The 25,800-nt window shown below is 55.0% G+C and carries 20 protein-coding genes; 12 read left to right on the forward strand and 8 right to left on the reverse strand.

Features of this window, described 5'->3' with window-relative positions; all coding sequences use genetic code 11:
* Positions 1-54: 54 nt before the first annotated feature.
* Both V2S86_RS10960 and rlmKL read right to left on the reverse strand, forming a co-directional pair.
* Complete coding sequence (locus V2S86_RS10960) at positions 55-1,962, reverse strand: ABC transporter ATP-binding protein (protein ID WP_330762425.1); 1,908 nt, start codon at positions 1,960-1,962, stop codon at positions 55-57.
* A 5-nt stretch (positions 1,963-1,967) separates the two neighbouring features.
* Positions 1,968-4,088 carry a bifunctional 23S rRNA (guanine(2069)-N(7))-methyltransferase RlmK/23S rRNA (guanine(2445)-N(2))-methyltransferase RlmL gene (gene rlmKL / locus V2S86_RS10965; protein WP_330762426.1) on the reverse strand — a complete coding sequence of 707 codons (2,121 nt, stop codon included), beginning with the start codon at positions 4,086-4,088 and terminating at the stop codon, positions 1,968-1,970.
* A gap of 103 nt (positions 4,089-4,191) precedes the next feature.
* On the opposite strand from rlmKL, the gene V2S86_RS10970 reads away from it, so the two are divergent.
* On the forward strand, positions 4,192-5,295 hold the full coding sequence (locus V2S86_RS10970; RefSeq protein ID WP_330762427.1) for a YcbX family protein: 1,104 nt from the start codon (positions 4,192-4,194) through the stop codon (positions 5,293-5,295).
* 6 nt (positions 5,296-5,301) lie between these two features.
* On the opposite strand, the gene V2S86_RS10975 is transcribed toward V2S86_RS10970, so the two are convergent.
* Both V2S86_RS10975 and pyrD read right to left on the reverse strand, forming a co-directional pair.
* The gene (locus tag V2S86_RS10975; RefSeq protein ID WP_330762428.1) at positions 5,302-5,850 is read right to left on the reverse strand and encodes a cell division protein ZapC; all 549 of its coding nucleotides are present in this window, start codon (positions 5,848-5,850) and stop codon (positions 5,302-5,304) included.
* Between the two features lie 174 nt (positions 5,851-6,024).
* Positions 6,025-7,035: a quinone-dependent dihydroorotate dehydrogenase gene (gene pyrD, locus V2S86_RS10980; protein WP_330762429.1), complete on the reverse strand. Its 1,011-nt coding sequence runs from the start codon at positions 7,033-7,035 to the stop codon at positions 6,025-6,027.
* A 247-nt stretch (positions 7,036-7,282) separates the two neighbouring features.
* On the opposite strand from pyrD, the gene ssuE reads away from it, so the two are divergent.
* Genes ssuE through ssuB form a run of 5 tightly spaced genes read left to right on the forward strand, consistent with a single transcriptional unit; the run spans position 7,283 to position 11,605 of the window.
* Positions 7,283-7,861: an NADPH-dependent FMN reductase gene (ssuE, locus tag V2S86_RS10985; protein ID WP_330762430.1), complete on the forward strand. Its 579-nt coding sequence runs from the start codon at positions 7,283-7,285 to the stop codon at positions 7,859-7,861.
* 34 nt (positions 7,862-7,895) lie between these two features.
* The gene (locus V2S86_RS10990; RefSeq protein WP_330763189.1) at positions 7,896-8,861 is read left to right on the forward strand and encodes a sulfonate ABC transporter substrate-binding protein; all 966 of its coding nucleotides are present in this window, start codon (positions 7,896-7,898) and stop codon (positions 8,859-8,861) included.
* A gap of 16 nt (positions 8,862-8,877) precedes the next feature.
* Positions 8,878-10,026, forward strand: a complete 1,149-nt coding sequence (ssuD, locus tag V2S86_RS10995) for an FMNH2-dependent alkanesulfonate monooxygenase (protein WP_330762431.1) — start codon at positions 8,878-8,880, stop codon at positions 10,024-10,026.
* 11 nt (positions 10,027-10,037) lie between these two features.
* On the forward strand, positions 10,038-10,832 hold the full coding sequence (gene ssuC / locus V2S86_RS11000; RefSeq protein ID WP_330762432.1) for an aliphatic sulfonate ABC transporter permease SsuC: 795 nt from the start codon (positions 10,038-10,040) through the stop codon (positions 10,830-10,832).
* Positions 10,829-11,605: an aliphatic sulfonates ABC transporter ATP-binding protein gene (gene ssuB / locus V2S86_RS11005; RefSeq protein ID WP_330762433.1), complete on the forward strand. Its 777-nt coding sequence runs from the start codon at positions 10,829-10,831 to the stop codon at positions 11,603-11,605. Before ssuC ends, ssuB begins: the two co-directional genes overlap by 4 nt.
* 41 nt (positions 11,606-11,646) lie before the next feature.
* Here the strand turns inward: ssuB and pepN are convergent, their stop codons facing one another.
* Positions 11,647-14,262, reverse strand: a complete 2,616-nt coding sequence (gene pepN / locus V2S86_RS11010) for an aminopeptidase N (protein ID WP_330762434.1) — start codon at positions 14,260-14,262, stop codon at positions 11,647-11,649.
* 424 nt (positions 14,263-14,686) lie between these two features.
* Between pepN and V2S86_RS11015 the strand changes: the two genes are divergently transcribed.
* From V2S86_RS11015 to V2S86_RS11035, 5 genes are all read left to right on the forward strand, one after another.
* Positions 14,687-16,387, forward strand: coding sequence for a GGDEF domain-containing protein (locus tag V2S86_RS11015; protein ID WP_330762435.1), 1,701 nt, complete (start codon positions 14,687-14,689; stop codon positions 16,385-16,387).
* A gap of 255 nt (positions 16,388-16,642) precedes the next feature.
* Positions 16,643-17,848 carry a nicotinate phosphoribosyltransferase gene (gene pncB, locus V2S86_RS11020; RefSeq protein WP_330762436.1) on the forward strand — a complete coding sequence of 402 codons (1,206 nt, stop codon included), beginning with the start codon at positions 16,643-16,645 and terminating at the stop codon, positions 17,846-17,848.
* A gap of 227 nt (positions 17,849-18,075) precedes the next feature.
* Positions 18,076-19,476, forward strand: a complete 1,401-nt coding sequence (gene asnS, locus V2S86_RS11025) for an asparagine--tRNA ligase (protein ID WP_330762437.1) — start codon at positions 18,076-18,078, stop codon at positions 19,474-19,476.
* A 300-nt stretch (positions 19,477-19,776) separates the two neighbouring features.
* Positions 19,777-20,886, forward strand: a complete 1,110-nt coding sequence (gene ompC, locus V2S86_RS11030) for a porin OmpC (RefSeq protein WP_330762438.1) — start codon at positions 19,777-19,779, stop codon at positions 20,884-20,886.
* A 244-nt stretch (positions 20,887-21,130) separates the two neighbouring features.
* Positions 21,131-22,321 (forward strand): amino acid aminotransferase, encoded by a 1,191-nt coding sequence (locus tag V2S86_RS11035; protein WP_330762439.1) that lies wholly within the window; start codon positions 21,131-21,133, stop codon positions 22,319-22,321.
* A 70-nt stretch (positions 22,322-22,391) separates the two neighbouring features.
* On the opposite strand, the gene V2S86_RS11040 is transcribed toward V2S86_RS11035, so the two are convergent.
* The 3 genes from V2S86_RS11040 to ldtD all read right to left on the reverse strand — a co-directional run bounded on the left by V2S86_RS11040 (position 22,392) and on the right by ldtD (position 25,547).
* Positions 22,392-23,039: an MBL fold metallo-hydrolase gene (locus V2S86_RS11040; RefSeq protein WP_004942704.1), complete on the reverse strand. Its 648-nt coding sequence runs from the start codon at positions 23,037-23,039 to the stop codon at positions 22,392-22,394.
* Between the two features lie 65 nt (positions 23,040-23,104).
* Positions 23,105-23,653: a YcbK family protein gene (locus V2S86_RS11045; RefSeq protein WP_006320781.1), complete on the reverse strand. Its 549-nt coding sequence runs from the start codon at positions 23,651-23,653 to the stop codon at positions 23,105-23,107.
* Positions 23,654-23,834: 181 nt separating this feature from the next.
* Entirely contained in the window at positions 23,835-25,547 is a 1,713-nt protein-coding gene (gene ldtD / locus V2S86_RS11050) for a L,D-transpeptidase (protein ID WP_330762440.1), read from the reverse strand.
* Here ldtD and V2S86_RS11055 point away from each other — a divergent pair.
* The gene (locus V2S86_RS11055; protein ID WP_006324566.1) at positions 25,546-25,767 is read left to right on the forward strand and encodes a hypothetical protein; all 222 of its coding nucleotides are present in this window, start codon (positions 25,546-25,548) and stop codon (positions 25,765-25,767) included. The two genes, ldtD and V2S86_RS11055, sit on opposite strands and share 2 nt — an antisense overlap.
* The last annotated feature ends 33 nt before the right edge of the window (positions 25,768-25,800 follow it).

The following is a 25,800-nucleotide window of genomic DNA, read 5'->3' on the forward strand; positions in this document are numbered from 1 at the left end:
CTCACCGGTACGGCAATACCGCCCGCAGCAGCGCGCGGACGGTATTCTCAACGGTCAGCCGTTTTTCATCGCTTCCAGCTCTTCCCAACGGGCGAACGCCTCTTCCAGCGCCCCTTCAGCGGCGGCCAGCGCCGTCAACACCTGCTGTGTTTCACTGTGTGGACGCGTGAAGAAACTCGCGTCGCTCATTTGTGCCTGCAGCGCTTCGATTTCCGCTTCCAGCTGTTCCAGGCGCTGTGGCAGCTGTTCCAACTCACGCAACAGGTTATAGCTCAGTTTAACCGTTGATTTCTTCGGCTGTTCAGCCTTTTTTTCTACCGACGGTTTGTTCTGTTCGGCCGTTGCAGCCTGACGGATAGGTTTCGCCGTGGCCCGTTGATGATGCGCATCATAGTAACCGCCGACGAAGGTGCTGATCTCGCCCTTGCCTTCGAAGATCCAACACTCGGTCACCGAGTTATCAACGAATTGACGATCGTGGCTCACCAGCAGCACGGTGCCCTGATAGCCATCGATCAACTCTTCCAGCAACTCCAGCGTTTCGACGTCGAGATCGTTGGTTGGTTCATCGAGGATCAGCAAGTTGCTTGGTTTCAGGAACAGCTTGGCCAACAACAGGCGGTTGCGTTCACCGCCCGACAGCGCTTTCACCGGCGTCATCGCGCGTTTTGGGTGGAACAGGAAGTCCTGCAAATAGCCCAGCACGTGGCGGGACCGGCCGTTGACCATCACTTCCTGTTTGCCTTCCGCCAGGTTGTCCATCACCGTTCGTTCCGGATCCAGATCGGCGCGGTGTTGGTCAAAGTAAGCCACTTCCAGCTTGGTGCCGCAGTGCACGCGCCCGCTGTCGGCTTTCAGTTGGCCGAGCATCAGTTTCAGCAACGTGGTTTTACCGCAACCGTTAGGACCAACCAACGCAACCTTGTCGCCACGCTGCACCTGGGCGGAGAAATTACGCACCAGCACTTTGTCGCCGACCTGATAGTTGACGTCTTCCATCTCGAACACGATCTTGCCGGAGCGCACCGCTTCTTCCACCTGCATTTTGGCGGTACCCATCACTTCACGGCGTTCCGAACGCTCATTGCGCAACGCTTTCAGGGCGCGTACACGGCCTTCGTTACGGGTACGGCGCGCCTTGATGCCCTGGCGGATCCAGACTTCTTCTTGCGCCAGCTTGCGGTCAAATTCGGCGTTCTGCAACTCTTCCACCCGCAGCGCCTCTTCTTTGCTCAGCAGATACAGATCGTAGTTGCCCGGCCAAGACACCAGCTTGCCGCGATCGAGATCGACAATGCGCGTCGCCATGTTACGGATAAAGGAACGGTCGTGGGAAATGAACACGATGCTGCCCTGGAACTCTTTCAGGAAACCTTCCAGCCAATCGATGGTTGAAATATCCAGGTGGTTGGTCGGTTCGTCGAGCAGCAACACGCGCGGTGAACTGACCAGCGCGCGGCCCAATGCGGCCTTGCGCAACCAGCCGCCGGAGAGCGAGGACAGCTCCGCATCGCCGTCCAGCCCCAATTGCAACAGCACTTCGCTGATACGGCTGTCGAGTTGCCACAGCCCCTGGTGATCGAGGATCTCCATAATCTGCGCCATGCGCGTCAGGTTTTTCTCGCTGGGATCGGTTTCCACCAAATGCGAAATCGCGTGATAGGCTTTCAGATGTTCCGCCTGCTCGGCTACGCCTTCAGCGACAAAATCGAATACCGTACCGCCGATATTGCGCGGGGGATCCTGCTGCAGACGCGCCACAATCAGATCCTGTTCGTAAATCACCCGGCCATCGTCCAGCGGGATTTCTTTGCCGAGGATCTTCAACAGCGTGGATTTACCGGCGCCGTTGCGCCCAACCAGACAAACGCGCTCGTTGTCTTCAATATGAATTTCGGTGTTGTCTAAAAGTGGCGCATCGCTGAAGGACAGCCAGGCACCGGACATGCTGATTAACGACATAGTAATTATTTTCCTTCGCCGGCATGGGTGAGCAGCCAGCAGTTATGAATTTGACGGTTACGGGCAAAGTCCTGCGACTGCGTCTGGGCGGTGATCTCTTTCGCCTCAAGACCCAGCGCGTTCAGGCCGGCCATATCCATCTGGAAACCGCGCTTGTTGTTCGAAAACATGATGGTCCCGTTACGGCGCAGCAACCGTTTTAAATCTTGCATCAGCACCAGATGGTCGCGCTGAACGTCAAAGGTGTTCTCCATCCGCTTGGAATTGGAGAACGTCGGCGGATCGATAAAGATCACGTCGAACTGTTCGTCGGCATTATGCAGCCATGACAGGCAGTCCGCATGGATCAATCGATGCTGTTTACCGGTCAGGCCATTGACGCGCAGGTTCTTCTCCGCCCATTCCAGGTAGGTACGCGACATATCCACGGTAGTGGTACTGCGCGCGCCACCCAGCCCGGCATGCACGCTGGCGGTGCCGGTATAAGCGAAGAGATTGAGGAAGTCTTTGCCTTTGCTCATCTCGCCCAACATGCGGCGCGCAATGCGGTGATCGAGGAACAAGCCGGTATCGAGATAATCGGTCAGGTTAACCCACAGCTTGGCATTGAACTCTTCCACCAGCAAGAACTCGCCTTTCTGAGCCAGCTTTTCGTACTGGTTTTTGCCTTTCTGACGCTCACGGGTTTTCAGGATCAACTGATTGGACGGCAGGTCTAGCACCGACAACGTGGCGTTGATCACATCGAACAGACGCTGACGCGCCTTCTGAGCATCAACGGTTTTCGGCGGCGCATACTCCTGTACCACAACTTTGCTGCCGTAACGGTCAACCGCGACATTGTATTCCGGCAGGTCGGCATCATACAGGCGATAGCATTCAATGCCCTGCTGCCTGGCCCATTTGTCGAGCTTCTTCAGGTTCTTGCGCAGACGGTTGGCAAAGTCTTCCGCCGCCAGCACGCCGCCGGCGCCCTGCGGGTTTTCCGCCAATTGGTAGTTTTTCTGTACGCAATCCAGCGGGCCATTCTTAGCCTTGAACTGGCGTTCTGCGCGCAGTTGCAGACAGCTCAGCAGCTCCGGCGATGCGCTGAACAGCGACAGTTGCCAGCCGCCGAATGCGCTCTTCATGATGCGGCCCAGCATGTTATGCAGCGCAATCAGCGCCGGCTCGCTTTCCAGACGTTCGCCGTAAGGCGGGTTGCTGACCACGGTGCCCTTCGGGCCTTCCGGCAGCGGGTTGGTCAGTTTGCTGACGTCGCTGACGTTAAAAGTAATCAGTTCGGCAACGCCGGCACGGCGGGCGTTGCCGCGCGCCATCTCGATCACCCGGCGATCGATATCCGAGCCGAAGAAACGCGAGGTGGTTTCCTGCAAACCGCGGCGTGCACGCACCTGCGCTTCGGTGATCACTTCACGCCACAAATCGACATTGTGGCCGTTCCAGGCGGTAAAGCCCCAATGCTGCCGGTGCAAGCCCGGCGCGCGATCGGAGGCAATCATCGCCGCTTCAATCAGCAAGGTGCCTGAACCGCACATTGGGTCAAGCATCGGCGTACCCGGTTGCCAGCCTGAACGTTGCACAATGGCCGCCGCCAGGCTTTCCTTCAGAGGTGCCTGCCCGGTCAGATCGCGGTAGCCGCGCTGATGCAGGCCTTCACCGCTCAGATCGAGCGCTACGCTGGCCATATCGCGTTGCAGGAACACGTTAACGCGAATGTCCGGCTGTTGCTTCGCCACCGTCGGGCGTTGATCGATCTTGCGGGTGAAACTATCAACAATGGCGTCCTTGACCTTTAGCGCGCCATATTGGCTGTTACGGATCTCTTCGTTAACGCCGCTGAAGTGAACGGCGAAGGTTTTATCCACGCCAAAAATGCTGGTCCAGTCGATCGCCTGCACGCCAAGGTACAGATCCAGATCGCTATGTACGCGGAATTCGTTGAGCGGCAACAAAATACGTGAGGCCAGACGGCTCCACAGCAGGCTTTGGTACAGAAGACGATCGTCACCCTGAAAATGTACCCCACCCTGCACCACTTTGCAGGCGTGAGCGCCCAGCGCTTCCAGTTCGCTTTTTAACAGTTCTTCCAGTCCACGCGCCGTGCTGGCAAACAGAGAGTTCATATCGTACTTATCACCAAAAAGAAAATTGTTGCGCATTATAGCTAATCCAGACCGCTTGTCATAAAGTTGCACCCTTCTATTTAATAATCGCACGGGGGCAAGGGTGATTACGCTTTCCAGGCTGTACGTTCATCCGGTTAAATCGCTTCGAGGTTTGCAACTTTCTCACGCCCAGGTTTCCAGCAGCGGTCTGGCGTTCGATCGCACCTTTATGATCACCGCGCCGGATGGCACCTTTATTACCGCACGCCAATATCCGCAGATGGTTCTGTTTACCCCCGCACTGCTGGCTGACGGCCTGTTCCTGAGTGCACCCGATGGGGAAAGCGCCACCATTCGCTTCAACGATTTTTCCACTGAAGCGCAGCCAACCGAAGTGTGGGGTAATCATTTCACCGCCCTGATTGCACCGCAGGCTATTAACAGCTGGCTGAGCGGTTATTTCCAGCGTGAGGTTCAGCTGCGTTGGCTCGGCCCTGAGCTGACCCGGCGAGTCAAGAAGCACCCGGAAATCCCTTTGTCTTTCGCCGACGGCTACCCTTATCTGCTGATTAACGAAGCCTCGTTCAACGATTTGCAGCAACGCTGCCCCGGCAGTATCAAGCTGGAACAGTTCCGCCCCAATCTGGTGGTGACCGGTGCCAGCGCCTGGGCCGAAGACGGCTGGCAGGTGATCCGCGTCGGCGACGTGATGTTCGATCTGGTAAAACCGTGCAGCCGGTGCGTGCTCACCACCGTCAGTACCGAGCGCGGGCGCAAACACCCCAGCGGTGAGCCACTGAGCACCCTGCAAAAATTCCGTACCGCCGATAACGGCGATATCGATTTTGGCCAGAATATGGTGGCGCGCAACAGCGGTATTATCCGCGTTGGCGATGCGGTGGAAGTGTTATCTACCAAGCCGCCACGCCCTTATGGCACAGGTAAAGTGGTTGAAAGCGTGCAGGCACCGCAAGACAGTGCGCAGAGCGTCACCATCGAATACGCGGGGAAGGTATTTACCGGCAATAATCAACAGATCTTGCTTGAACAGTTGGAACAGCAAGGGATCCGCGTGCCTTATTCATGTCGTGCGGGGATTTGCGGCAGTTGCCGTATTGAGTTGGTCAGTGGCGAAGTGGCGCCGCTGAAGAAAAGCGCGGTCGCCGGCAACGGCACCATTCTCTCCTGCAGCTGTATTCCGAAAAGCGATTTGACGCTGGCCTAATCTGTCTTATACCGCCCTGTCGTAAGCCGGGGCGGAAGCTTCATCCTGCGCACAGGGTTTAAGGCGATCGTGCATCACCTTGATCGCATCACCCAGCACCATGGTACGCCCGGCCAGCGACAGCTGATTTTGCGCCAGCAGGCACAGACTGGCGTTATCGCCGGCCTCTACCACCAACAGACGGGCATCCACGCCGCTGTCCATGACCTTCACCGCCGCCAGCTCGCCGTTCTTCGGCTGCAGCGGGTAGTGTTGCTGGGCGAAGTGCCAGCTTTTCGGCATCAATGGTTTCAGGAAGCGATAGGCCACCAGCGCGTTTAATACCAACTCTGCGCGTTGCTCATGGCTGAGCTTTATCTGTTTGCACTGCTCTTCATAATTAAAATAAAGCGCAGCGTCATCAACGCAAAAGGCGCATTCATCGAAGGCATCCGGCGTTAACATTTTGGCAGGGAAGCGTGAGCGGAAGATCATCCCATTGGCTAAATCCAGCATTAGCCGATCGTGTTCGGCGTCAAAATACCAACGCCAATTATCGTCAGGTTTTATCTTCATCTCTTATCCTTCTCGCTGCCCATGCCACGCTGTATTTACCCAAAAGGCGATTTTATCACCGATAAAGTAGCTCAAACATCAGATAATTCCGCGAACGATATTTATGCTAGTGGACAAAATATAGACGAGCCGGGGGAAGAAATAAACCCCCGGTTGAAAATGAAACAAAAAATATTAGATGTAGTTAACGATATCTTTAATCAGGCGTGGACCGTGGAAGATAAATCCGGAATAAATTTGCACCAGCGAAGCACCGGCTGCCATTTTTTCGCGCGCTGCCGTCAGAGAGTCAATTCCGCCAACGCCGATAATCGGCAAACGCCCCTGCAACTCAATCGACAGACGGCGGATCACTTCGGTGCTGCTCGCCTGCAGCGGACGACCGCTGAGGCCCCCCATTTGCTCGCAGTAATTCAGCCCCTGGATCAACTTGCGATCCAGCGTTGTATTGGTCGCGATCACGCCATCGATATTATGACGCACCAGGCTGTCGGCTATTTGGATCAATTCTTCTTCAGAAAGATCCGGCGCGATCTTTACCGCGACCGGTACATATTTGTGATGCCGCTCATGCAATTCCTGCTGCTTATTTTTAATGGCGGCTAAAAGATCGTCCAACGCTTCACCATACTGTAAGGATCGTAACCCTGGTGTATTTGGTGACGAAATGTTAATCGCGATATAGCCGGCATACGGATAAACTTTATCCATGCAGATCAGATAATCGTCTTTTCCTTGCTCTACCGGGGTATCTTTATTCTTGCCGATATTGATCCCCAAAATACCGCCAAAATGGGATTTTTTAACGTTTTCAACCAGATTATCCACCCCCTGGTTATTAAAACCCATGCGATTGATCAGGCCTTCTGCTTCCACGATACGGAAGAGGCGCGGCTTATCATTGCCCGGCTGCGGACGTGGCGTCACAGTGCCGACTTCGACAAAGCCAAACCCCATGGCGCCGAACGCATCGATGCACTCGCCATCTTTATCCAAACCGGCGGCCAACCCCAATGGGTTTTTAAAAGAGAGCCCCATGCAGCTAACCGGCTTGGCCGGCACAGACTGACGAATGAGAAATTCTAACGGGGTGCCGGTGATACGGCGAAGCTGATGAAAGGTCAATTCATGCGCACGCTCGGGATCGAGCTGGAACAACGCTTTCCTGATGATGGGGTAGTACATGTACTCTCCTGATTTCCCGGTTGCAAACCGGGGGCCGATTATCCGGCATACCCCGATCAATTGGAATTGATTAAAAGCAAAAAAAGCGGTTTTTACGCAATCGTTTTCCTCTTATCGCCGCCAATCCGCATTTGCGCATATCAAAATCAAAAAATGAGATTTAAGCAACCTGCTCCTAACTGGTAGTTTTAAAACAGATCACGAACATTTCCTGATTAAACCTAACTTTTAGTTATAAGGAGTGGCAATGCGCGTTATATCACTGGCCGGCAGCCCCCGCATCCCCTCGCGCTCAGCCGCGCTGCTTACCCTGAGTCAAAACTGGTTACAGCAACAAGGCGTGGAAGTCATTGCCTACACGCTGCACGATTTTGATGCCGAGGATTTGCTTTACGCCAATTTTAACAGCCCGGCAATCAAAGCCTTTGCCGAGCAGTTAGCTCAGGCAGACGGTTTGTTGGTGTCGACGCCGGTCTATAAAGCCTCGTTCTCCGGCGCGCTGAAAACCCTGCTGGATCTGCTGCCGGAACGTGCCCTGGAGCATAAGGTCGTGTTGCCACTGGCCACCGGCGGCTCCATTGGCCACATGCTGGCGGTGGACTACGCCCTCAAGCCAGTGCTGGCGGCATTGAAAGCGCAGGAAGTGCTGCACGGCGTGTTTGCCGACGACAGCCAGGTGGTGCTGAGAGATGAAGAGATCAGCCTGTCTGACGGCGTGGCAACCCGCCTGGAAGAGGCGCTGGAAAGCTTTTATCTTGCGCTCGGCCGCCGTAAGCCGCCCAGGGTAAAGCACTCCCCTTCCCTGTTTGCCCGTCAAACTGCCTGACTGAGAAGAGAATAATAAGGAAAAGGACATCATGATGAAGCGACTTTCTTCACTCCGCCGCTGGCTTGGCGCCGGCACTTTAGCCGGCATCCTCTCCCTTGCGTGGAACAATGCCGCCAACGCGCAGGATCCGGCGCAGTTTCGCATCGGTTACCAAAAAGGATCGGTCAGCCTGGTATTGGCAAAAACCCATAAGCTGTTGGAACAGCGTTTTCCCTCGACCAAAATCAGCTGGATAGAATTCCCCGCCGGCCCGCAAATGCTCGAAGCGCTGAACGTCGGCAGTATCGATCTGGGCAGCACCGGCGATATCCCCCCGATCTTCGCCCAAGCCGCCGGCGCCGATCTGCTTTATGTCGGCGTAGAGCCGCCAAAACCCAAGGCGGAAGTGATCCTGGTACCGGAAAACAGCTCGATCAAAACCGTCGCTGAGTTGAAAGGCCATAAGGTCGCTTTCCAGAAAGGCTCCAGTTCCCACAACCTGCTGTTGCGCTCCCTGCAGAAAGCCGGGCTGCAATTTACCGATATCCAACCCATTTACCTGACCCCGGCCGATGCCCGCGCCGCCTTCCAGCAAGGCAACGTTGATGCCTGGGCGATTTGGGATCCGTACTATTCCGCCGCATTGCTGCAGGGCGGCGTACGGGTGCTGGGCGACGGCAGTGGTCTGAATCAAACAGGTTCGTTTTATTTGGCGGTTCGCCCTTATGCGCAAGCGCACGGACCCTTTATCAGCCAGGTGCTTGAGGTGCTGACCCAGGCCGATGCGCTCACCCGCAGCGATCGCGCACAAAGCGTCACGCTGCTGGCAAACGCCATGGGCCTGCCGGAAAAGGTGATCGCCACCTATCTGGACCATCGTCCTCCGACCGCCATTAAACCTTTGGATGCGCACACCATCGCCGCCCAACAGCAAACCGCCGATCTGTTTTATGCCAACCGTCTGGTGCCGGTGAAGGTCGATATCTCTCAACGCATCTGGCACCCAAGCGCGCAATAACTTTGGAGAACAAACGATGAGCCTAAACGTATTCTGGTTTTTACCTACTCATGGCGACGGCCATTATCTCGGCAGCACGGAAGGTGCACGCAGCGTAGATTACGGCTATTTGCAGCAGATCGCTCAGGCCGCTGATCGGCTAGGTTTCGGCGGTGTGCTGATCCCCACCGGCCGCTCGTGCGAAGACTCCTGGCTGGTCGCTGCTTCACTGATCCCGGTCACCCAGCGGTTAAAGTTTCTGGTGGCTCTGCGCCCCGGCATCATTTCGCCCACGCTGGCGGCTCGCCAGGCCGCGACGCTGGATCGTCTTTCCAACGGCCGAGCGCTGTTTAACCTGGTCACCGGCGGTGATCCAGATGAGCTTGCGGCAGAAGGTCTGCACCTGAACCACGAAGAACGCTACGAAGCCTCGGCAGAGTTCACCCACGTTTGGCGTAAGGTGTTGGAAGGGGAAACCGTCGATTTCCAGGGCAAGCATATTCAGGTGAAAGGCGCCAAATTGCTGTATCCGCCGGTGCAACTGCCGCGTCCGCCGCTGTATTTTGGCGGATCCTCTGCCGCCGCGCAGGATCTGGCCGCGGAACAGGTTGAAATGTACCTCACCTGGGGGGAGCCGCCGGCGCAGGTAAAAGAAAAAATTGCCGAAGTTCGCGCCAAAGCCGCAGCCAGGGGTCGCACGGTGCGTTTCGGTATTCGTTTGCATGTGATCGTACGTGAAACCACAGATGAAGCCTGGCGGGCGGCCGACCGGCTGATCGCCAATCTGGATGAAGAGACCATCGCCAACGCACAGGCAGCCTTCGCTCGTTTTGATTCCGTTGGGCAACGGCGCATGGCGGCACTGCACGGCGGCAAGAAAGACAATCTGGAGATCAGCCCTAACCTGTGGGCCGGGGTTGGCCTGGTGCGCGGCGGCGCCGGCACTGCGCTGGTCGGCGATGGCCCGACGGTGGCGGCACGCATGCAGGAATATGCCGATCTGGGCATCGATACCTTTATTTTGTCCGGTTATCCGCATCTGGAAGAAGCCTATCGCGTCGGCGAGTTGCTGTTCCCGCATCTCGATGTGGCGCAAAACGAAGCCCCCGCCCAACACCGGCCGATCAAACCGCAGGGCGAAGTGGTCGGCAATATTTATATGCCGCAAAAAGCGTCGCAAAGCTGAGGAGCAACCCTATGGCAAACGGCACACAACGCATCTTGCACCGGCTGGCGCCCTGGGTATTACCGGTCGCACTGGTGGTTATCTGGCAAATCTCCGTTGAAGCCGGCTGGTTGTCGAACCGCATTCTGCCGGCCCCGAGCGCAGTCGTGACCGCTTTCTGGGCGCTAACCAAAAGCGGCGAATTGTGGCAACACCTGACCATCAGCAGTTGGCGCGCGCTGATCGGTTTTAGCATCGGCGGCAGTATCGGGTTGGCGCTGGGTTTTATCACCGGTTTGTCGCGCTGGGGCGAGCGCCTGTTGGACAGCTCCGTGCAGATGATCCGTAATGTCCCGCATCTGGCGCTGATCCCGTTGGTGATCTTGTGGTTCGGCATCGATGAATCCGCCAAGATTTTTCTGGTCGCGCTGGGCACCCTGTTCCCTATCTATCTGAACACCTATCACGGCATCAAGAATATCGATCGCGGTCTGCTTGAAATGGCGCGCAGCTATGGCCTGAGCGGTTTCCGGTTATTTACCCAGGTAGTATTGCCGGGCGCATTGCCCTCAATCATGGTCGGCGTGCGTTTCGCTCTGGGCTTTATGTGGCTGACGCTGATCGTGGCCGAAACCATTTCCGCCAACTCGGGGATTGGTTATCTGGCGATGAACGCTCGCGAATTCCTGCAGACCGACGTGGTGGTGGTGGCGATTGTGCTGTACGCCCTGCTCGGCAAGCTGGCGGACGTCAGCGCGCAATTGCTGGAACGTGTCTGGCTACGCTGGCATCCGGCTTATCAACTTAAATCAGGAGAAGCGTTATGACGACTCCCGCCCGAATTCCCCAGGGCACCCCGGTGACGCTGGACTCTATTGCCAAGCGCTATGGCAACCGTACGGTGCTGGACAATATTCAGTTGCGCATCCGTTCCGGGCAATTTGTCGCCGTGGTCGGCCGCAGCGGTTGTGGCAAAAGCACGTTACTGCGTTTGATGGCCGGGTTGGAAAAAGCCAGCAGTGGCGTGCTGCTGAGTGGAAACGCCCCCCTCGCCAGCGCCAAAGAGGATACCCGCCTGATGTTTCAGGATGCGCGCCTACTGCCCTGGAAAAAGGTGATCGACAACGTGGGCCTCGGCCTGCGTGGCGACTGGCGCGCCGACGCGTTGCAGGCGCTGGAAGCCGTTGGGCTGGCCGATCGCGCCAATGAATGGCCGGCAGCGCTGTCCGGCGGACAAAAACAACGAGTGGCGCTGGCACGCGCGCTGATTCATCGTCCTCGCCTGCTGTTGCTGGACGAGCCTTTGGGGGCGCTTGATGCGTTAACAAGGATTGAAATGCAGGGGTTGATTGAAGGCCTGTGGCAACAGCATGGTTTCACCGTGCTGCTGGTGACGCACGATGTCAGCGAAGCCATTGCGCTGGCGGATCGGGTGATCTTGATTGAAGAGGGACGTATCGGGCTGGATCTGACGATTGATCTGCCACGTCCGCGCCGTAAAGGGTCGGCCAGGTTGGCGGAACTGGAAGCCGAGGTGCTGGACAGGGTGCTTTCACCGCCCCCGCAGGTGGCTGAAAGCCCACGCCGGGCAACGAATTGAAACCAGGGACGGCATATCGCAGCGCCGTCCCTGGTCGGTTTTTATGCGTCGAGCGCTTTGCTGACTTTCTCGAACAGATCGCCGGAGAGGTTTTCCAGCCCTTTCAACTGTTCGAGCGCCTTGCGCATCAGCGCCTGACGCGAAGCATCATAACGTTTCAGGCGGATCAAAGGTTCAATCAAACGAGCGGCAATCTGTGGGTTGCGTTGGTTCAGATCGCTGAGGATCTCCACCAGGAACTGATAACCGCTGCCGTCCGTCGCATGGAACGCCGCCGGGTTGGCAGACGCGAAACCGCCGATCAGCGAGCGGGTACGGTTTGGATTGCTCAGGCTGAACGAACGGTGTTTCAGCAGGCCGCGTACCTGGGTCAGCACGTCTGCCGCCGGGCTGGTCGCCTGCAACACGAACCATTTGTCCATGACCAGGCCATCCTGATGCCAGCGATCATCGAACGCCGACAGCAGCACATTGCGGCACGGCAACTGCGCCGCTACCGCCGCCGCCAGTGCCGCCAGCGAATCGGTCATGTTGTCCGCCTGACGATACTGCTCGGCCACCAGCCGATCGGCCAGCGCCTCGTCGCCAAAGGCCAGATAACCCAGGCACAGATTGCGCAGAGCGCGTTTGCCGATATCGGCATGCTCCACCCGGTAACCGTCGGTTTTGTTGGCGTTATAAACCGCCAGCCACTCGTCGGCCATTTCCTTCGCCAGGCAACGGACAATCGCTTCGCGCACCGCGGCGATCGCTTCCGGATCGATAGTGGCGAACAGTTCGGCAATCTCGGTTTCCGAAGGCAGCGTCAGGATCTGCGCGGCAAGCGCCGGATCCAGCTTCTCGTCCAGCAGCACCGCGCGGAACGCGTCGGCAACGTGCAACGGCAGAGACAGCGGCTGTTTCTGCTGATGCTTGGCTACGTTCAGTTTGATATAGGTAGCCAGCAGGCTCTGCGCCGCGTCCCAACGGGCAAACTCATTGCGCGCGTGCTGCATCAGGAAAGTCAGTTGCTGATCGCTGTACGGGTAATCCAGCTTCACCGGCGCGGAGAACTCGCGCAACAGCGAAGGTACCGGTTTGTGCGCCACGCCATCAAACACGAAGGTCTGCTCGGCTTCAGTGACGTTCAGCACGTTACCTATCGCCGCACCGTCTTTCTGCAGGGCAATCACGTTGCCTTCGGCGTCGTACAATTCGATATCCAGCGGAATATGCAACGGCAGCTTCTCTGGCTGATCGGCGGTCGGTTCGGTTTTTTGGCTGACGTGCAGGCGGTATTGTTGGCGCTCCGCATCGTATTCATCGCGAACGGTCAGCAACGGCGTGCCGGACTGGCTGTACCAGCGGCGGAACAGCGACAGATCGACGTTGGAGGCATCCTCCATCGCCTGAACGAAATCATCGCAAGTCGCCGCACTGCCGTCATGACGCTCAAAATACAGTTGAATGCCTTTCTGGAACTGCTCTTCCCCCAGCAGCGTGTGCATCATGCGGATCACTTCTGACCCTTTCTCATACACCGTCAGGGTGTAGAAGTTGTTCATTTCGATCACTTTATCCGGACGAATCGCGTGCGCCATCGGGCTGGCGTCTTCGGCGAACTGCGCGCCGCGCATGACACGCACGTTATCGATGCGGTTGACCGAGCGTGAACCCAGATCTGAACTGAACTCCTGATCGCGGAACACCGTCAGGCCTTCTTTCAAGCTAAGCTGGAACCAATCGCGACAGGTCACGCGGTTGCCGGTCCAGTTGTGGAAATATTCGTGGCCAATCACCGCTTCAATATTCAGGTAATCCTTGTCGGTGGCGGTTTCCGCTTTCGCCAGCACGTATTTGGAGTTAAAGATATTTAACCCTTTGTTCTCCATCGCACCCATATTGAAGAAATCGACGGCCACGATCATATAAATGTCGAGGTCATATTCCAGACCGAAACGGGTTTCGTCCCATTTCATCGAGTTCTTCAGTGAAGTCATCGCCCAATCGGCGCGATCCAGGTTGCCACGGTCGACGAACAGTTCCAACGCCACCTCACGCCCGGAACGGGTGGTGAAGCTGTCGCGCAGCACGTCGAAGTCACCGGCCACCAGCGCGAACAGATAACAAGGTTTTGGGAACGGATCTTGCCACTGTACCCAGTGACGCCCATCCTCCAGTTCGCCCTGGCCCACGCGGTTGCCGTTCGACAGCAGGAAGGGATAACGCGCCTTATCCGCCACAATACGGGTAGTGAAGCGCGCCAACACGTCCGGACGATCCAGGTAATAGGTGATGTGACGAAAACCTTCCGCCTCACACTGGGTACACAACGCTTCGCCTGACAGATACAACCCTTCGAGTGCAGTATTCTTCGCAGGGTGAATATCATTGACGATGGTCATGGTAAATTGTGCTGGTAATTCCTCGACAACCAGCTTGTTATCCTGCAACTGATAGGCGCTCCACGGCTGCCCATCGATCTGAATGCTCACCAGCGTAAGATCTTCGCCGTTCAGCACCAACGCCGCATCGGCCGCGCCCTGGCGTTTAATCTTGCTGACTGCGGTGACGCGTGTCGTTTCTGCGTCCAGCTCAAAATCCAAATCAATGTCAGTGATGCTGTAGTCTGGCGCGCGATAATCGTGGCGATACTTCGCCTGTGGCTGTTGTGTCATAAAAACCCTTCGACGTCTCAGTGAGTTACAGGTGCCAGGTGATCATCATTGGCTTATTTCACCCTCAGCAGAGGCGCGAAAATATCGATGAACCTGATTGTAAATAAACTGTATCACAGTCACGAAAAAAGCCTAGATATGCCGGGACGCTGGAACGGAGAAATCGGAGGTGGATCTAAAAGCTGTCGCCGAATGCCCCACTCCATCAGGTTCCTTCACCTGATGCAGAGCAAAAATCAGCATTTAATGCTAAAAGCCTCCCGTCATGTTAGCCACTTGCGGATGCTTTATAATTGCGGAGGATATCCCGTCTCAACGTTCCCCGAGCCGCTACCCACCGATAGGCTCTCTGCGGGTATAGTTAAGACATTTCGGCTGACTCGATGATATAATTGACAAATCTGGCTCAAGGACTCTCGGCAATATGAAAGTAAAATATCTGATCTATTTTTTTACCTTTGCCCTGATGTCATCCTTCGCCATATTTATTTCCGATGAATTGATTGAAGCCCATACCGACTATCGCGACAATCAACTTAATCTGTATAAGATAAATCGCGCCAAAGAGATCTCGGAAGCGTTTCAAGCCACTCTGTTGGCGCACCGTTTAAAACGTCTGAGCCTGGTTAATGCGGATATTACCCCGGCGCAATGGCAGGAGGCCGACCGCCTGGCGCGCGGAAAAATTGACCGGATCAAGCCGCATATCGACGGCAAGATTTCGCAACAGCTCGGCATACGGCAAAAAGTCGCCGCGCTTTCCATGCTCGGCCTGATGGAACAATTGCTGGATAACGATAATCGACAGCTTTCATATGTGACCGACGCCAATGCCAATCTGTTTAATATCAACAGCGCCTACTACATTTCTCAGACCAGCAAAAGCTACTACCGTTATACCTACGATACCCGCATGATCGACGCCGACTCGTTTCTGTTTCTGGAAGCCGTGCGCCTGAATAACCGGCTGAATATGTCCCTGACCGAATTAATCGATCAGGTCATTGACGTAAATACCAATCCGTTAGAGCGTAAAGACGCCTATCTGAAAGCCGTACAGCTCACCGGGGTGTTGAATGCACTAAGCACCCGGCTTATTTTTATGAAGCTGACCTACAACGATGTTCCCACCACCCTGCTGGTGAATGAGCTGCTCCGTCAGCTGTCGAAAGGGCAGCTCGACCGGATTACCCAAGGGCTGTATAGCGCGGTCGATAATCATATCCCCTACTCCGCCGATTTTATTTATCGGTACGTCAAAAATCTGAGTGAGCTTTCACAACGGCTCTATCAACGCAGTTTTGAACTGGAAATCGCCGCATCACAACATAAGATCTACACCAGCCAAACGGCTATTTATGGCTTGATTTCCCTCGGTGGTCTGATCGTGCTGTTTATTTTTCTGCCGACGCTGGTTTACTGTTCAAATATCAGCCGTTGGCTGACCAAAACGCATAACAATATTTTGCGGCTGTCACGCGGCAATATGAATATCGATCGCAATGAGGTGTTTTACGGCCAGGAGTTAATCGCCATCAGCGACGCCATTAAACAGCTCAAACAGTATCAATTGGAAAAGGTGACGTTGGAAAATGAAAAACAGTTGTTGATCAAAGAGCTGGAAGCCTCTTCGTTTCTTGATCCCTTGACCAATATCTATAACCGCCGCAAGTTCTTCCGTGAATGCAAATCCCTGTCAACCCGCAGTTACCCGTTGGCTTTCTGTTTGATTGATATCGATAATTTCAAAAACCTGAATGACAGTTACGGGCATGACATCGGCGACCGCGTGCTGGTGGCCTTCGGCAAACTGCTGCAAAGCGCCTTCCGCTCCAGCGATATTTTCTGCCGCTATGGCGGTGAGGAATTCGCCGTGATCCTCGGCAACTGCACGCTGGAGAATGCACGAGAAATTATGGCTAAGCTGCGGGAGCGTACCCACCAACTCATCCTCACCGTCGCCGACGGGCAAAACGTGCGTTTCACGACCAGTTGCGGTATTGCGCAGGTGGACAGCCTTGGGATGTTACCAACGGCAATCAAACAAGCAGATGAAGCGCTCTATTTCTGCAAGAAAAACGGTAAAGATCGGATCAGCATTCACACGCCGACCGGTTTTATCTGAATTGTTGTTTAAAATAATTAACATTATAATTTTTATGACTAATTAGGCTAAGTCATTCACCTTACAGGCTTATCTGGCTTTTCTGTCTGGAACCTGACGACAAGCCGACATAAAGGCACGTTTAATCCTCGACCCGCTCCGGCGATTTGTGGTGTGATGCAGCTTCAATAACAGGATAATCCGGGTATACTCGCTCAACTTTTTTATAACTATCCGGATTTGGACTCGCGCCTGACGAGGATGCAGTAACGCGCTATGACTCAATACGCTTCCCCGATTTTGACATCACTGCTTGATACTGACGCCTACAAGCTTCATATGCAGCAAGCCGTGTTCCATCGCTACCCCGCGATCAGCGTGGCGGCGGAATTCCGCTGCCGTGGTGATGAACTGCTGGGTGAATATGCAGACGAAATCCGTGCGCAAGTTGCGCTGATGAGCCAACTGGCACTGACCGAGGCTGAATTTGGCTATCTTTCAGGGTTGCCTTTCTTCCGTCAGGACTACCTAAGCTGGTTGCGTGATTTCCGCTATGATCCGCAGCAGGTTCAAATCGACGATCGTGACGGCAGGCTGCATATCCGCATTGCCGGCCCGTGGCGCGAAGTGATTCTGTGGGAGGTCCCCCTGCTGGCGGTGATCAGCGAAGTGGTGCACCGTCACCGTTCGCCGCAGGTGACACCGGACATGGCGATCGCCCATCTGCGCAGCAAACTGGCGCAGTTTAAAGCCGTGAGCGCCGACGTGGATATCTCCCGCTTCAAACTGATGGATTTCGGCACCCGCCGCCGTTTCTCCAAAAGCGTGCAGCAGGCGATCGTCAGCACGCTGAAAAACGAGTTCCCCTACCTGGTCGGCACCAGCAATTACGATCTGGCGCATCAACTCGACCTGACGCCGGTAGGTACCCAGGCACATGAATGGTTCCAGGCGCATCAACAGATAAGCCCGGTGCTGGCCAACAGCCAGCGCGCAGCATTGCAGGCCTGGCTGGACGAATATCCAGATCAGCTCGGCATCGCGCTGACCGACTGTATCGCCATGGACGCCTTCCTGCGTGATTTCGGCCCACAGTTCGCATCGCGCTATCAGGGGCTGCGCCATGACTCCGGCGACCCATTTGAATGGGGCGAGAAAGCCATCGCGCATTACCAGACGTTGGGTATCGATCCGATGAGCAAAACGCTGGTGTTCTCCGACAACCTGGATCTGGACAAGGCGTTGGCGCTTTATCGCCACTTCTATCAGCGCATCAACCTGGTATTCGGCATCGGCACGCGGTTGACCTGCGACATTCCGGGCGTGAAACCGCTGAATATCGTCATCAAACTGGTCGAATGCAAAGGCAAACCGGTGGCTAAACTGTCCGACAGTCCGGGCAAAACCATCTGTCAGGATCAGGCCTTTGTGAAGGCGTTGCGTAAAGCCTTCGATCTGCCACTGGTGAAGAAAGCCAGCTAGGCTGGCCAGACGCTGTAAGCGATAACAAGCCGGCTGAAAACTTCGGGCCGGCTTTTTTCTTCTTTATAAGACACTTTCCGTCGCCCCCTTTTCGCCCAGCCCCAAGAAATGTTGCACCAATCCGGCGATTTCTGCTTGTGCTCTGCATCGCGGCAAGTAACATAGCAGCATCCCCATATTGTTGGGTTGTAAGCTATTTCCAAACCAAATTATAAAGAGAGAAATCTATGAGCGTAGTGCCTGTAGTCGACGTACTGCAAGGCCGTGCTGCGGTTGACAGTGAAGTCACCGTACGCGGTTGGGTGCGTACCCGGAGAGATTCTAAAGCTGGTATCTCCTTCCTGGCCGTCTATGACGGTTCCTGCTTTGATCCGTTACAGGCCGTCGTTAATAATTCTCTGCCGAATTATCAGGATGAAGTGCTGCATCTGACCACCGGCTGCTCGATTGAAGTCACCGGCAAAGTCGTTGCCTCGCCGGGCGAAGGCCAGAGTTTCGAACTGCAGGCGACTGCCATCAACGTGGTTGGCTGGGTTGACGATCCCGACACTTATCCGATGGCAGCCAAGCGCCACAGCATCGAGTACCTGCGCGAGGTCGCTCACCTGCGCCCACGCACCAATCTGATCGGCGCCGTGGCCCGCGTGCGGCATACGCTGGCGCAGGCGATCCACCGCTTCTACCACGAGAACGGGTTCTTCTGGGTTTCCACCCCGCTGATCACCGCTTCCGATACCGAAGGCGCCGGCGAAATGTTCCGGGTTTCGACGCTGGATCTGGAAAACCTGCCGCGCACCGATAAAGGCGCGGTTGATTTCAGCCAAGACTTTTTCGGCAAAGAAGCTTTCCTGACCGTTTCCGGGCAGTTGAACGGTGAAACATATGCCTGTGCGCTGTCGAAAGTGTATACCTTCGGCCCAACCTTCCGCGCAGAGAACTCCAACACCAGCCGCCACCTGGCGGAATTTTGGATGATCGAACCGGAAGTGGCGTTTGCCGACCTCGAAGACATCGCCGAACTGGCGGAAAAAATGCTGAAGTATGTGTTCCAGGCCGTATTGAACGAGCGTATGGATGACATGCAGTTCTTCGCCGAGCGTGTGGACAAAGATGCGATTGAGCGCCTAAAGCGCTTTGTTTCTTCCGATTTCGCCCAGGTAGATTACACCGAAGCGGTGGAAATCCTGATCGCCTCCGGCCAGACCTTCGAAAACCCGGTATCCTGGGGCATCGACCTGTCTTCCGAACATGAGCGTTATTTGGCCGAGAAACACTTTAAAGCGCCGGTGGTGGTGAAAAACTACCCGAAAGACATTAAAGCTTTCTATATGCGCATGAACGATGACGGCAAAACCGTCGCGGCCATGGACGTTCTGGCACCTGGCATTGGCGAGATCATCGGCGGTGCCCAGCGTGAGGAACGTTTGGACATATTGGATCAGCGTCTGGAAGCGATGGGCCTGAATAAAGAAGATTACTGGTGGTATCGTGATCTGCGTCGTTACGGCACCGTCCCTCATGCCGGTTTCGGTTTAGGCTTTGAACGTTTAATCGCCTATGTTACCGGCGTGCAAAACGTGCGCGATGTCATTCCGTTCCCACGTACCCCGCGTAACGCAAGCTTTTAATTAATCAGTCTAAACATTTCTAAATAATTTAGTTACAAAATCAGGGCCAGCTTTGCTGGCCCTTCGCATTTTTTAATATTGACCCGCGTCACAAAGTTCCGTGAATATTACATTTTGTTACATATACTTTCCTTTTGAAACCTCATTAGGACATTGGTAGCATTTTCGTTCTAGATTAACCCGCCTGCGAATGGAACACTGCGTGCAGACACAGGACGACACCAATCTATCTACAATAGTTCCAAAAGAATTATTGGCGGCAGTGGCAAAGGTGTCCGAATAACACCAATGAGGGTAATAATGATGAAGCGCAACATTCTTGCAGTGGTAATCCCGGCTCTGTTAGCTGCTGGTGCAGCAAACGCAGCTGAAATCTACAACAAAGACGGCAACAAGCTGGATCTGTACGGCAAAGTTGACGGTCTGCACTACTTCTCCGACGACAAAGGCAATGACGGCGACCAGACCTATGTTCGTTTCGGCTTCAAAGGTGAAACCCAGATTACTGACCAACTGACCGGTTACGGCCAGTGGGAATACAACGTTCAAGCTAACCACGCTGAATCTCAAGGCACCGAAGGCACCAAGACTCGTCTGGGCTTCGCGGGTCTGAAATTTGCTGACTACGGTTCATTCGACTACGGCCGTAACTACGGCGTACTGTACGACGTGGAAGGCTGGACAGATATGCTGCCAGAGTTCGGTGGCGATACTTACACCTACACCGACAACTACATGACCGGCCGTACCAACGGCGTTGCTACTTACCGTAACAACAACTTCTTCGGTCTGGTTGACGGCCTGAACTTCGCTGTTCAGTACCAAGGCAAGAACGAAAACGACGGTCGCGCTCTGAAGAAACAAAACGGCGACGGTTGGGGCCTGTCTTCTACTTATGACATCGGCGAAGGCGTAAGCTTCGGTGCTGCATACGCGTCTTCTGACCGTACTGATGACCAGACCAACCACTCCACCGCTAAAGGCGACAAAGCTGACGCGTGGACTGTGGGCGCTAAATACGACGCGAACAACGTCTACCTGGCAGCCATGTACTCCGAAACCCGTAACATGACGCCATACGGTGATTTCGATGCCGGCATCGCTGACAAAACTCAGAACTTCGAAGTGACTGCTCAGTACCAGTTCGACTTCGGTCTGCGTCCAGAAGTGTCTTACCTGCAGTCTAAAGGTAAAAACCTGGCTGGCCATACCAATCACGGCTCAAGCTTCGCTGGCGGCGATGCCGACCTGGTTAAATATGTTTCTGTTGGTACCACTTACTACTTCAACAAAAACATGTCCACCTATGTTGATTACAAAATCAACCTGCTGGACGACAACGAGTTCACTAAAGCCACTGGCACCGCTACCGATGATATCGTAGGTGTTGGTCTGGTTTACCAGTTCTAAGTTGTCACGCTTGACGGCGGTTCACCGCCGGCTGAGTTAAAAACAGGGCTTCGGCCCTGTTTTTGTTTTTAGGCCGCGAGTAACTTTTTATTCTGCCAACACCCCCTTCTCCCTCATTTTTTATGCTGAACCCGCCCCCTTCACAAGATCGATGTGTTTTTCTCGCAAACGGTTGGCAAAGCGCATAACTGGCGCTACCCTGATGCTTCTGTCTGCTTAACTCCGAGCCATGGAAGCACCTGACATGTTTGAAAAAATCACTGCTGCACCCGCCGACCCAATTCTGGGTCTGACCGACATTTTCCGCGCGGACGCCCGCCCTAATAAAATCAATCTGGGCATTGGCGTTTACAAAGATGAAACCGGTAAAACGCCGGTGCTGACCAGCGTGAAAAAAGCTGAGCAATACCTGCTGGAAAATGAAACCACCAAAAACTATCTCGGCATTGAAGGCATCCCTGCGTTCGCCAACTGCACGCAAGAACTGCTGTTCGGCAAGCAAAGCCCAATCATCGCCGACAAGCGTGCGCGTACTGCGCAAACGCCTGGTGGCACCGGCGGCCTGCGTGTGGCAGCGGACTTTATCGCCAACCAAACCAACGCAAAACGCATCTGGATCAGCAACCCAAGCTGGCCGAACCACAAAAACGTGTTCAGCGCCGTTGGCCTGGACGTCCTGGAATACGCCTACTACGATGCCGCCAATCATGCGCTGGATTTCAATGGCCTGCTGAACAGCCTGAAACAGGCGCAGGCCGGCGATGTGGTACTGTTCCACGGCTGCTGCCATAACCCGACCGGCATCGACCCTACCGCCGAGCAGTGGGCCCAGTTGGCTGAGCTGTCCGTCGCCAATGGCTGGTTGCCGCTGTTCGACTTCGCCTATCAGGGCTTTGCCAAAGGCTTGGAAGAGGATGCCGAAGGGCTGCGCATTTTCGCCGCCAAGCATCAGGAACTGATCGTCGCCAGTTCTTACTCGAAGAACTTCGGCCTGTACAATGAACGCGTCGGTGCCTGTACCGTGGTTGCTGCGGATGCGGATACCGCCGATCGCGCCTTCAGCCAGGTGAAAGCCGCTATTCGCGCCAACTACTCCAACCCACCGTCACACGGTGCGGCCGTCGTGGCGACCATTCTGGGCGACGATGCGCTGCGCGCGCTGTGGGAGCAGGAACTGACCGATATGCGTCAGCGTATCCATCGCATGCGTCAGTTGTTCGTCAATACGCTGCAAGAGAAAGGTGCAGAACAGGACTTCAGCTTTATCATCAACCAGAACGGCATGTTCTCGTTCAGTGGGCTAACTAAAGAGCAGGTGCTGCGCCTGCGCGACGAGTTTGGCGTTTATGCGGTCAACTCCGGCCGCATCAACGTTGCAGGTATGACGCCGGACAATATGGCGCCGCTGTGCGAAGCCATCGTCGCCGTGCTGTAAAACGTTGCGGCTGAAATAAGCAAAAGGGGCGCTTAGAGCGCCCCTTAGTTATTTCTGCCGGGAAATAACCTTACCAGATAGCCGGCTCTTCGCGCAGGAACGGGTTGGTTTCACGCTCCTGACCAAAGGTGGACATAGGTCCATGGCCGGGGATAAACGCCATGTCATCGCCCTGCGGCAACAGCTTGGTACGAATAGAGTTAATCAGCGCCTGATGATCGCCACGCGGGAAATCGCTACGCCCGACACCGCCGTTAAACAGCACATCGCCCACCAGCGCCAGCCGCGCCTTTTCATTAATAAAGACGATATGGCCAGGCGTATGGCCAGGGCAATGCAACACGTTGAACGTCATCTCGCCCACCTGCACCTTGTCGCCTTCTTGCAGCCATTGGGTCGGCGTCAGCGGCGCGCACTCTTCCAGCCCAAACATCCGGCTCTGCGCCGGCAGGCCGTCCAGCCAGAAAGCGTCTTCCTTATCCGGGCCGTAAATCGGCACCTGATAATGCTCAGCCAGTTCCGCCGCAGCACCTACGTGATCGAGATGGCCGTGCGTCAGCAAGATTTGCGTGATTGTAACGCCCTGCTTCGCCACTTCGGCCTTCAATTTTTCTGCCTCGCCACCGGGATCGACCAATGCCGCCTGCTGCGTGCTTTCACACCAGATCAGGCTGCAATTTTGACTAAAGGCGGTAACGGGAATAATTTGGTATTTCATAAGGCTCCAACGACAACAGCGCCACACCCTCGCAGGCTGGCGCTATTCACAATGGTGCACAGCGATTACCAGGTCCGCACCGGGCCGGTATCGATGTGTACAAAGTTGCTACGTGGGTAATATCCTACACCACCGCCGCGCATTTTTAACGCCGCTTTACGGATATTACTCAACTGGATACCTTCGATATGGAAATCCATCGCCTGGCCTTTGGTGTGATAACTGTGCTTGGCCACACCGCGGCTGCGCTCGCGCAGTTCGTTGTTGGTATCCAGAGAACGGTAACCTGAAACCAACTGTACCGGCTTGTTGGTACCCAATAGGCCTTGCAGACGATAGAGCTGATCAAACAGGCGGGGATCGATCGGCTTAACCTTATTGGCGCGATAATCACGGAAAAGATGATTAAGACGAACCAGCTCGTCTTTATTATAACCCTTCCCATCAAAGAATTCGGCCTTCAACGTTTCGCCCGTATGCATGTTATTTACGACCAGAATACGTGGGCGCGAAGTAGAAAGACTGGCAAAAGCCTGCCCTGGAAGCAGGGCTATACCCATGGCGGCGCTACCTAACGCCAGCCATTTACGGCGATGATGATCAATTTTGTCCATGTTTCTGTTAAACCCGGCAAGAATATCAAAATATATGCACAAAACAGCGCACTGCCTGAACCATAACCGCCCACACAGCCTGAGTCAACCCGTGATGTCCCGCGGTTTGCAGGCACTCACCGAATGAGTGCCTGCATCATGGTCCGATATTCAGACCGTTATTTATTTATAATTACTGCATTTATTGCATTAATTTTTCGGCCTGAGCCAAAATTTGTGCACCCGATCTCACCGTATCATCATAATTGTAAATATCTGTACGGAATTGTGGCTTTCCGTCATCAGAAACCCAGGCGGTTAAATAATACAATTTAACCGGAATATGCTGTCGAATATTTACGTAGGTGGTATTTCCGCCTTTAAGGGTGGAGGAGACGCGGGTATTGTTCCAGCCGGCATCTTGCAGCAGCATATTCGCCAAATCAGATGCCTTGTTAACGCGCACGCAACCGGAACTCAGGGCTCGAATATCTTTCTGGAACAAATTATGGTTCGGCGTATCGTGCAGATAGATAGCATCCGAGCTCGGCATGTTGAATTTGAAACGCCCCAGTGAGTTGGTGGCGCCTGGCGCCTGGCGAATGCGGTAAGGGAAATTACGCGCGGACACCATATTCCAGTCAATCATCGCCGGGTTAATGACTTCGGCGTCATTGCTCCAGCCGGAAAGCACGGTATAGCCATGTTTCTGGAAATAGCTGCCGTCACGCATTGCCTTTGGCACAATATCTTCACGTACCAGCGTGGTCGGCACATTCCACGGCGGGTTGACCACGACGTTGTTCAGCGCGCTGCTCATCAGCGGCGTCTTGCGGCTAGGCCGACCGACGATGACCCGCGAGGAAAGCACTTCATTGCCGTTCTGGTAGTAAGTCAGCGAGTAATTGGGAATGTTAACCATGATGCCGGTGTCGACGTAGCCTGGGAGGATGCGTAAACGCTGGATATTCAATGCCAGCAGCGAAGCACGCATTTGCGGTGACACGTTGAGCCATTCGCGGGTACGAGCGCCGATCACCCCGTCAGCGCTCAAACCTTGCCATTTCTGGAAGCGTTTAACGCCTTCAACCAGATCGGGGGTATAGGCGTTATCAGTGACGGTCACCGGGCCGGCAGGTTGCTGGGCGAATGGCGACTCCGGCGATGCGGCAAGATCTTTTACCGGTGCGGCAGACGGGCTGATAACCACACTTTTGCTCTCGCGGTTTTTTTCTTCATCTACCGACAAGCCGCCATCGTCCGGTTCATTGCGCGAGCCGGTCAGTACCGCAGGCGGATCCTGCGTTTGCACCGGGGTAGTAGTCAGCATGCCATTGCGCGCCAGGATCTCACGCAGGGCGGCAATGTCGCTGCTCAGTTGATCGGGGCGCAAGCTCGGGCCGTTGGCCATCTGCGGCCACGGACGATTGTCGGCCAGCATATCGCGCAGCGCCTGATGCATCTTGGCATATTGCGGGTGCTGCGGCGCCAGCGTGGTGACATAAGCCAACGTCTTGCCCTGACGCACCGCCAGTTGCCATTGATTAATCACCGCATTAGGCGGCAGGCCGAGTTTGTAGGGAATATTGCTATATAGCCAGCTGTTACCGTTGGCGCCGATGGCTGAAACGAACTGCAAATACCCCAGCATGGCATCAGACAGGACAACGTCGCGTGCCACGCCGGTAATCGCCGGATCGGTCAGCAGCTTCACCCATTGGGTAAACTGCGGCTGCACGCCGGACATGGCCAGTTCGGCCAACTGCTGCTGGAACTGCTGAACCGCCTCGCGATCCTGCCACATCAGTTGCATTCGGTTCGCGGCGTACAAAGGAGCCAGCGTTGAAAGATAGTGCGGTGTAATCCCTTTCGGCAATGCTGCCAACAATTCCGAACGGCTTTGCGCAACTGACATGCCGGACGACGCCACCGGAAACGCAGGCACGGTTGCCCATGCGGGTAACGACGACGCAAGTCCAGACGCGATTGCGCAGCTCAGTGCCAGACGCCGTAAAGTGTTTCCATTTTTAAGCAACATCCATTGCCCCCTGTATGCTCACAAAAAATACATCAAAAACCGCTTGTTAATTTCAGTATACGAACAGAAAGGCCATTTTGCCCTTGGACGCCGCTAATAACTGTTATTTCATTAAGCTACCCGGTTTTTA

Origin of the sequence: Serratia sp. C2(1) (assembly GCF_036352655.1) — a bacterium.
Classification (GTDB): Bacteria; Pseudomonadota; Gammaproteobacteria; order Enterobacterales; family Enterobacteriaceae; genus Serratia; species Serratia inhibens.

Bases quoted from the DNA above. Each gene is read 5' to 3' on its own strand.
- V2S86_RS10960 (WP_330762425.1), bottom strand. From the start codon at position 1,962: ATGTCGTTAATCAGCATGTCCGGTGCCTGGCTGTCCTTCAGCGATGCG.
- rlmKL (WP_330762426.1), bottom strand. From the start codon at position 4,088: ATGAACTCTCTGTTTGCCAGCACGGCGCGTGGACTGGAAGAACTGTTA.
- V2S86_RS10975 (WP_330762428.1), bottom strand. From the start codon at position 5,850: ATGAAGATAAAACCTGACGATAATTGGCGTTGGTATTTTGACGCCGAA.
- pyrD (WP_330762429.1), bottom strand. From the start codon at position 7,035: ATGTACTACCCCATCATCAGGAAAGCGTTGTTCCAGCTCGATCCCGAG.
- ssuE (WP_330762430.1), top strand. From the start codon at position 7,283: ATGCGCGTTATATCACTGGCCGGCAGCCCCCGCATCCCCTCGCGCTCA.
- V2S86_RS10990 (WP_330763189.1), top strand. From the start codon at position 7,896: ATGAAGCGACTTTCTTCACTCCGCCGCTGGCTTGGCGCCGGCACTTTA.
- ssuD (WP_330762431.1), top strand. From the start codon at position 8,878: ATGAGCCTAAACGTATTCTGGTTTTTACCTACTCATGGCGACGGCCAT.
- ssuC (WP_330762432.1), top strand. From the start codon at position 10,038: ATGGCAAACGGCACACAACGCATCTTGCACCGGCTGGCGCCCTGGGTA.
- ssuB (WP_330762433.1), top strand. From the start codon at position 10,829: ATGACGACTCCCGCCCGAATTCCCCAGGGCACCCCGGTGACGCTGGAC.
- pepN (WP_330762434.1), bottom strand. From the start codon at position 14,262: ATGACACAACAGCCACAGGCGAAGTATCGCCACGATTATCGCGCGCCA.
- V2S86_RS11015 (WP_330762435.1), top strand. From the start codon at position 14,687: ATGAAAGTAAAATATCTGATCTATTTTTTTACCTTTGCCCTGATGTCA.
- pncB (WP_330762436.1), top strand. From the start codon at position 16,643: ATGACTCAATACGCTTCCCCGATTTTGACATCACTGCTTGATACTGAC.
- asnS (WP_330762437.1), top strand. From the start codon at position 18,076: ATGAGCGTAGTGCCTGTAGTCGACGTACTGCAAGGCCGTGCTGCGGTT.
- ompC (WP_330762438.1), top strand. From the start codon at position 19,777: ATGATGAAGCGCAACATTCTTGCAGTGGTAATCCCGGCTCTGTTAGCT.
- V2S86_RS11035 (WP_330762439.1), top strand. From the start codon at position 21,131: ATGTTTGAAAAAATCACTGCTGCACCCGCCGACCCAATTCTGGGTCTG.
- V2S86_RS11040 (WP_004942704.1), bottom strand. From the start codon at position 23,039: ATGAAATACCAAATTATTCCCGTTACCGCCTTTAGTCAAAATTGCAGC.
- V2S86_RS11045 (WP_006320781.1), bottom strand. From the start codon at position 23,653: ATGGACAAAATTGATCATCATCGCCGTAAATGGCTGGCGTTAGGTAGC.
- V2S86_RS11055 (WP_006324566.1), top strand. From the start codon at position 25,546: ATGCCGGACGACGCCACCGGAAACGCAGGCACGGTTGCCCATGCGGGT.
- ldtD (WP_330762440.1), bottom strand. From the start codon at position 25,547: ATGTCAGTTGCGCAAAGCCGTTCGGAATTGTTGGCAGCATTGCCGAAA.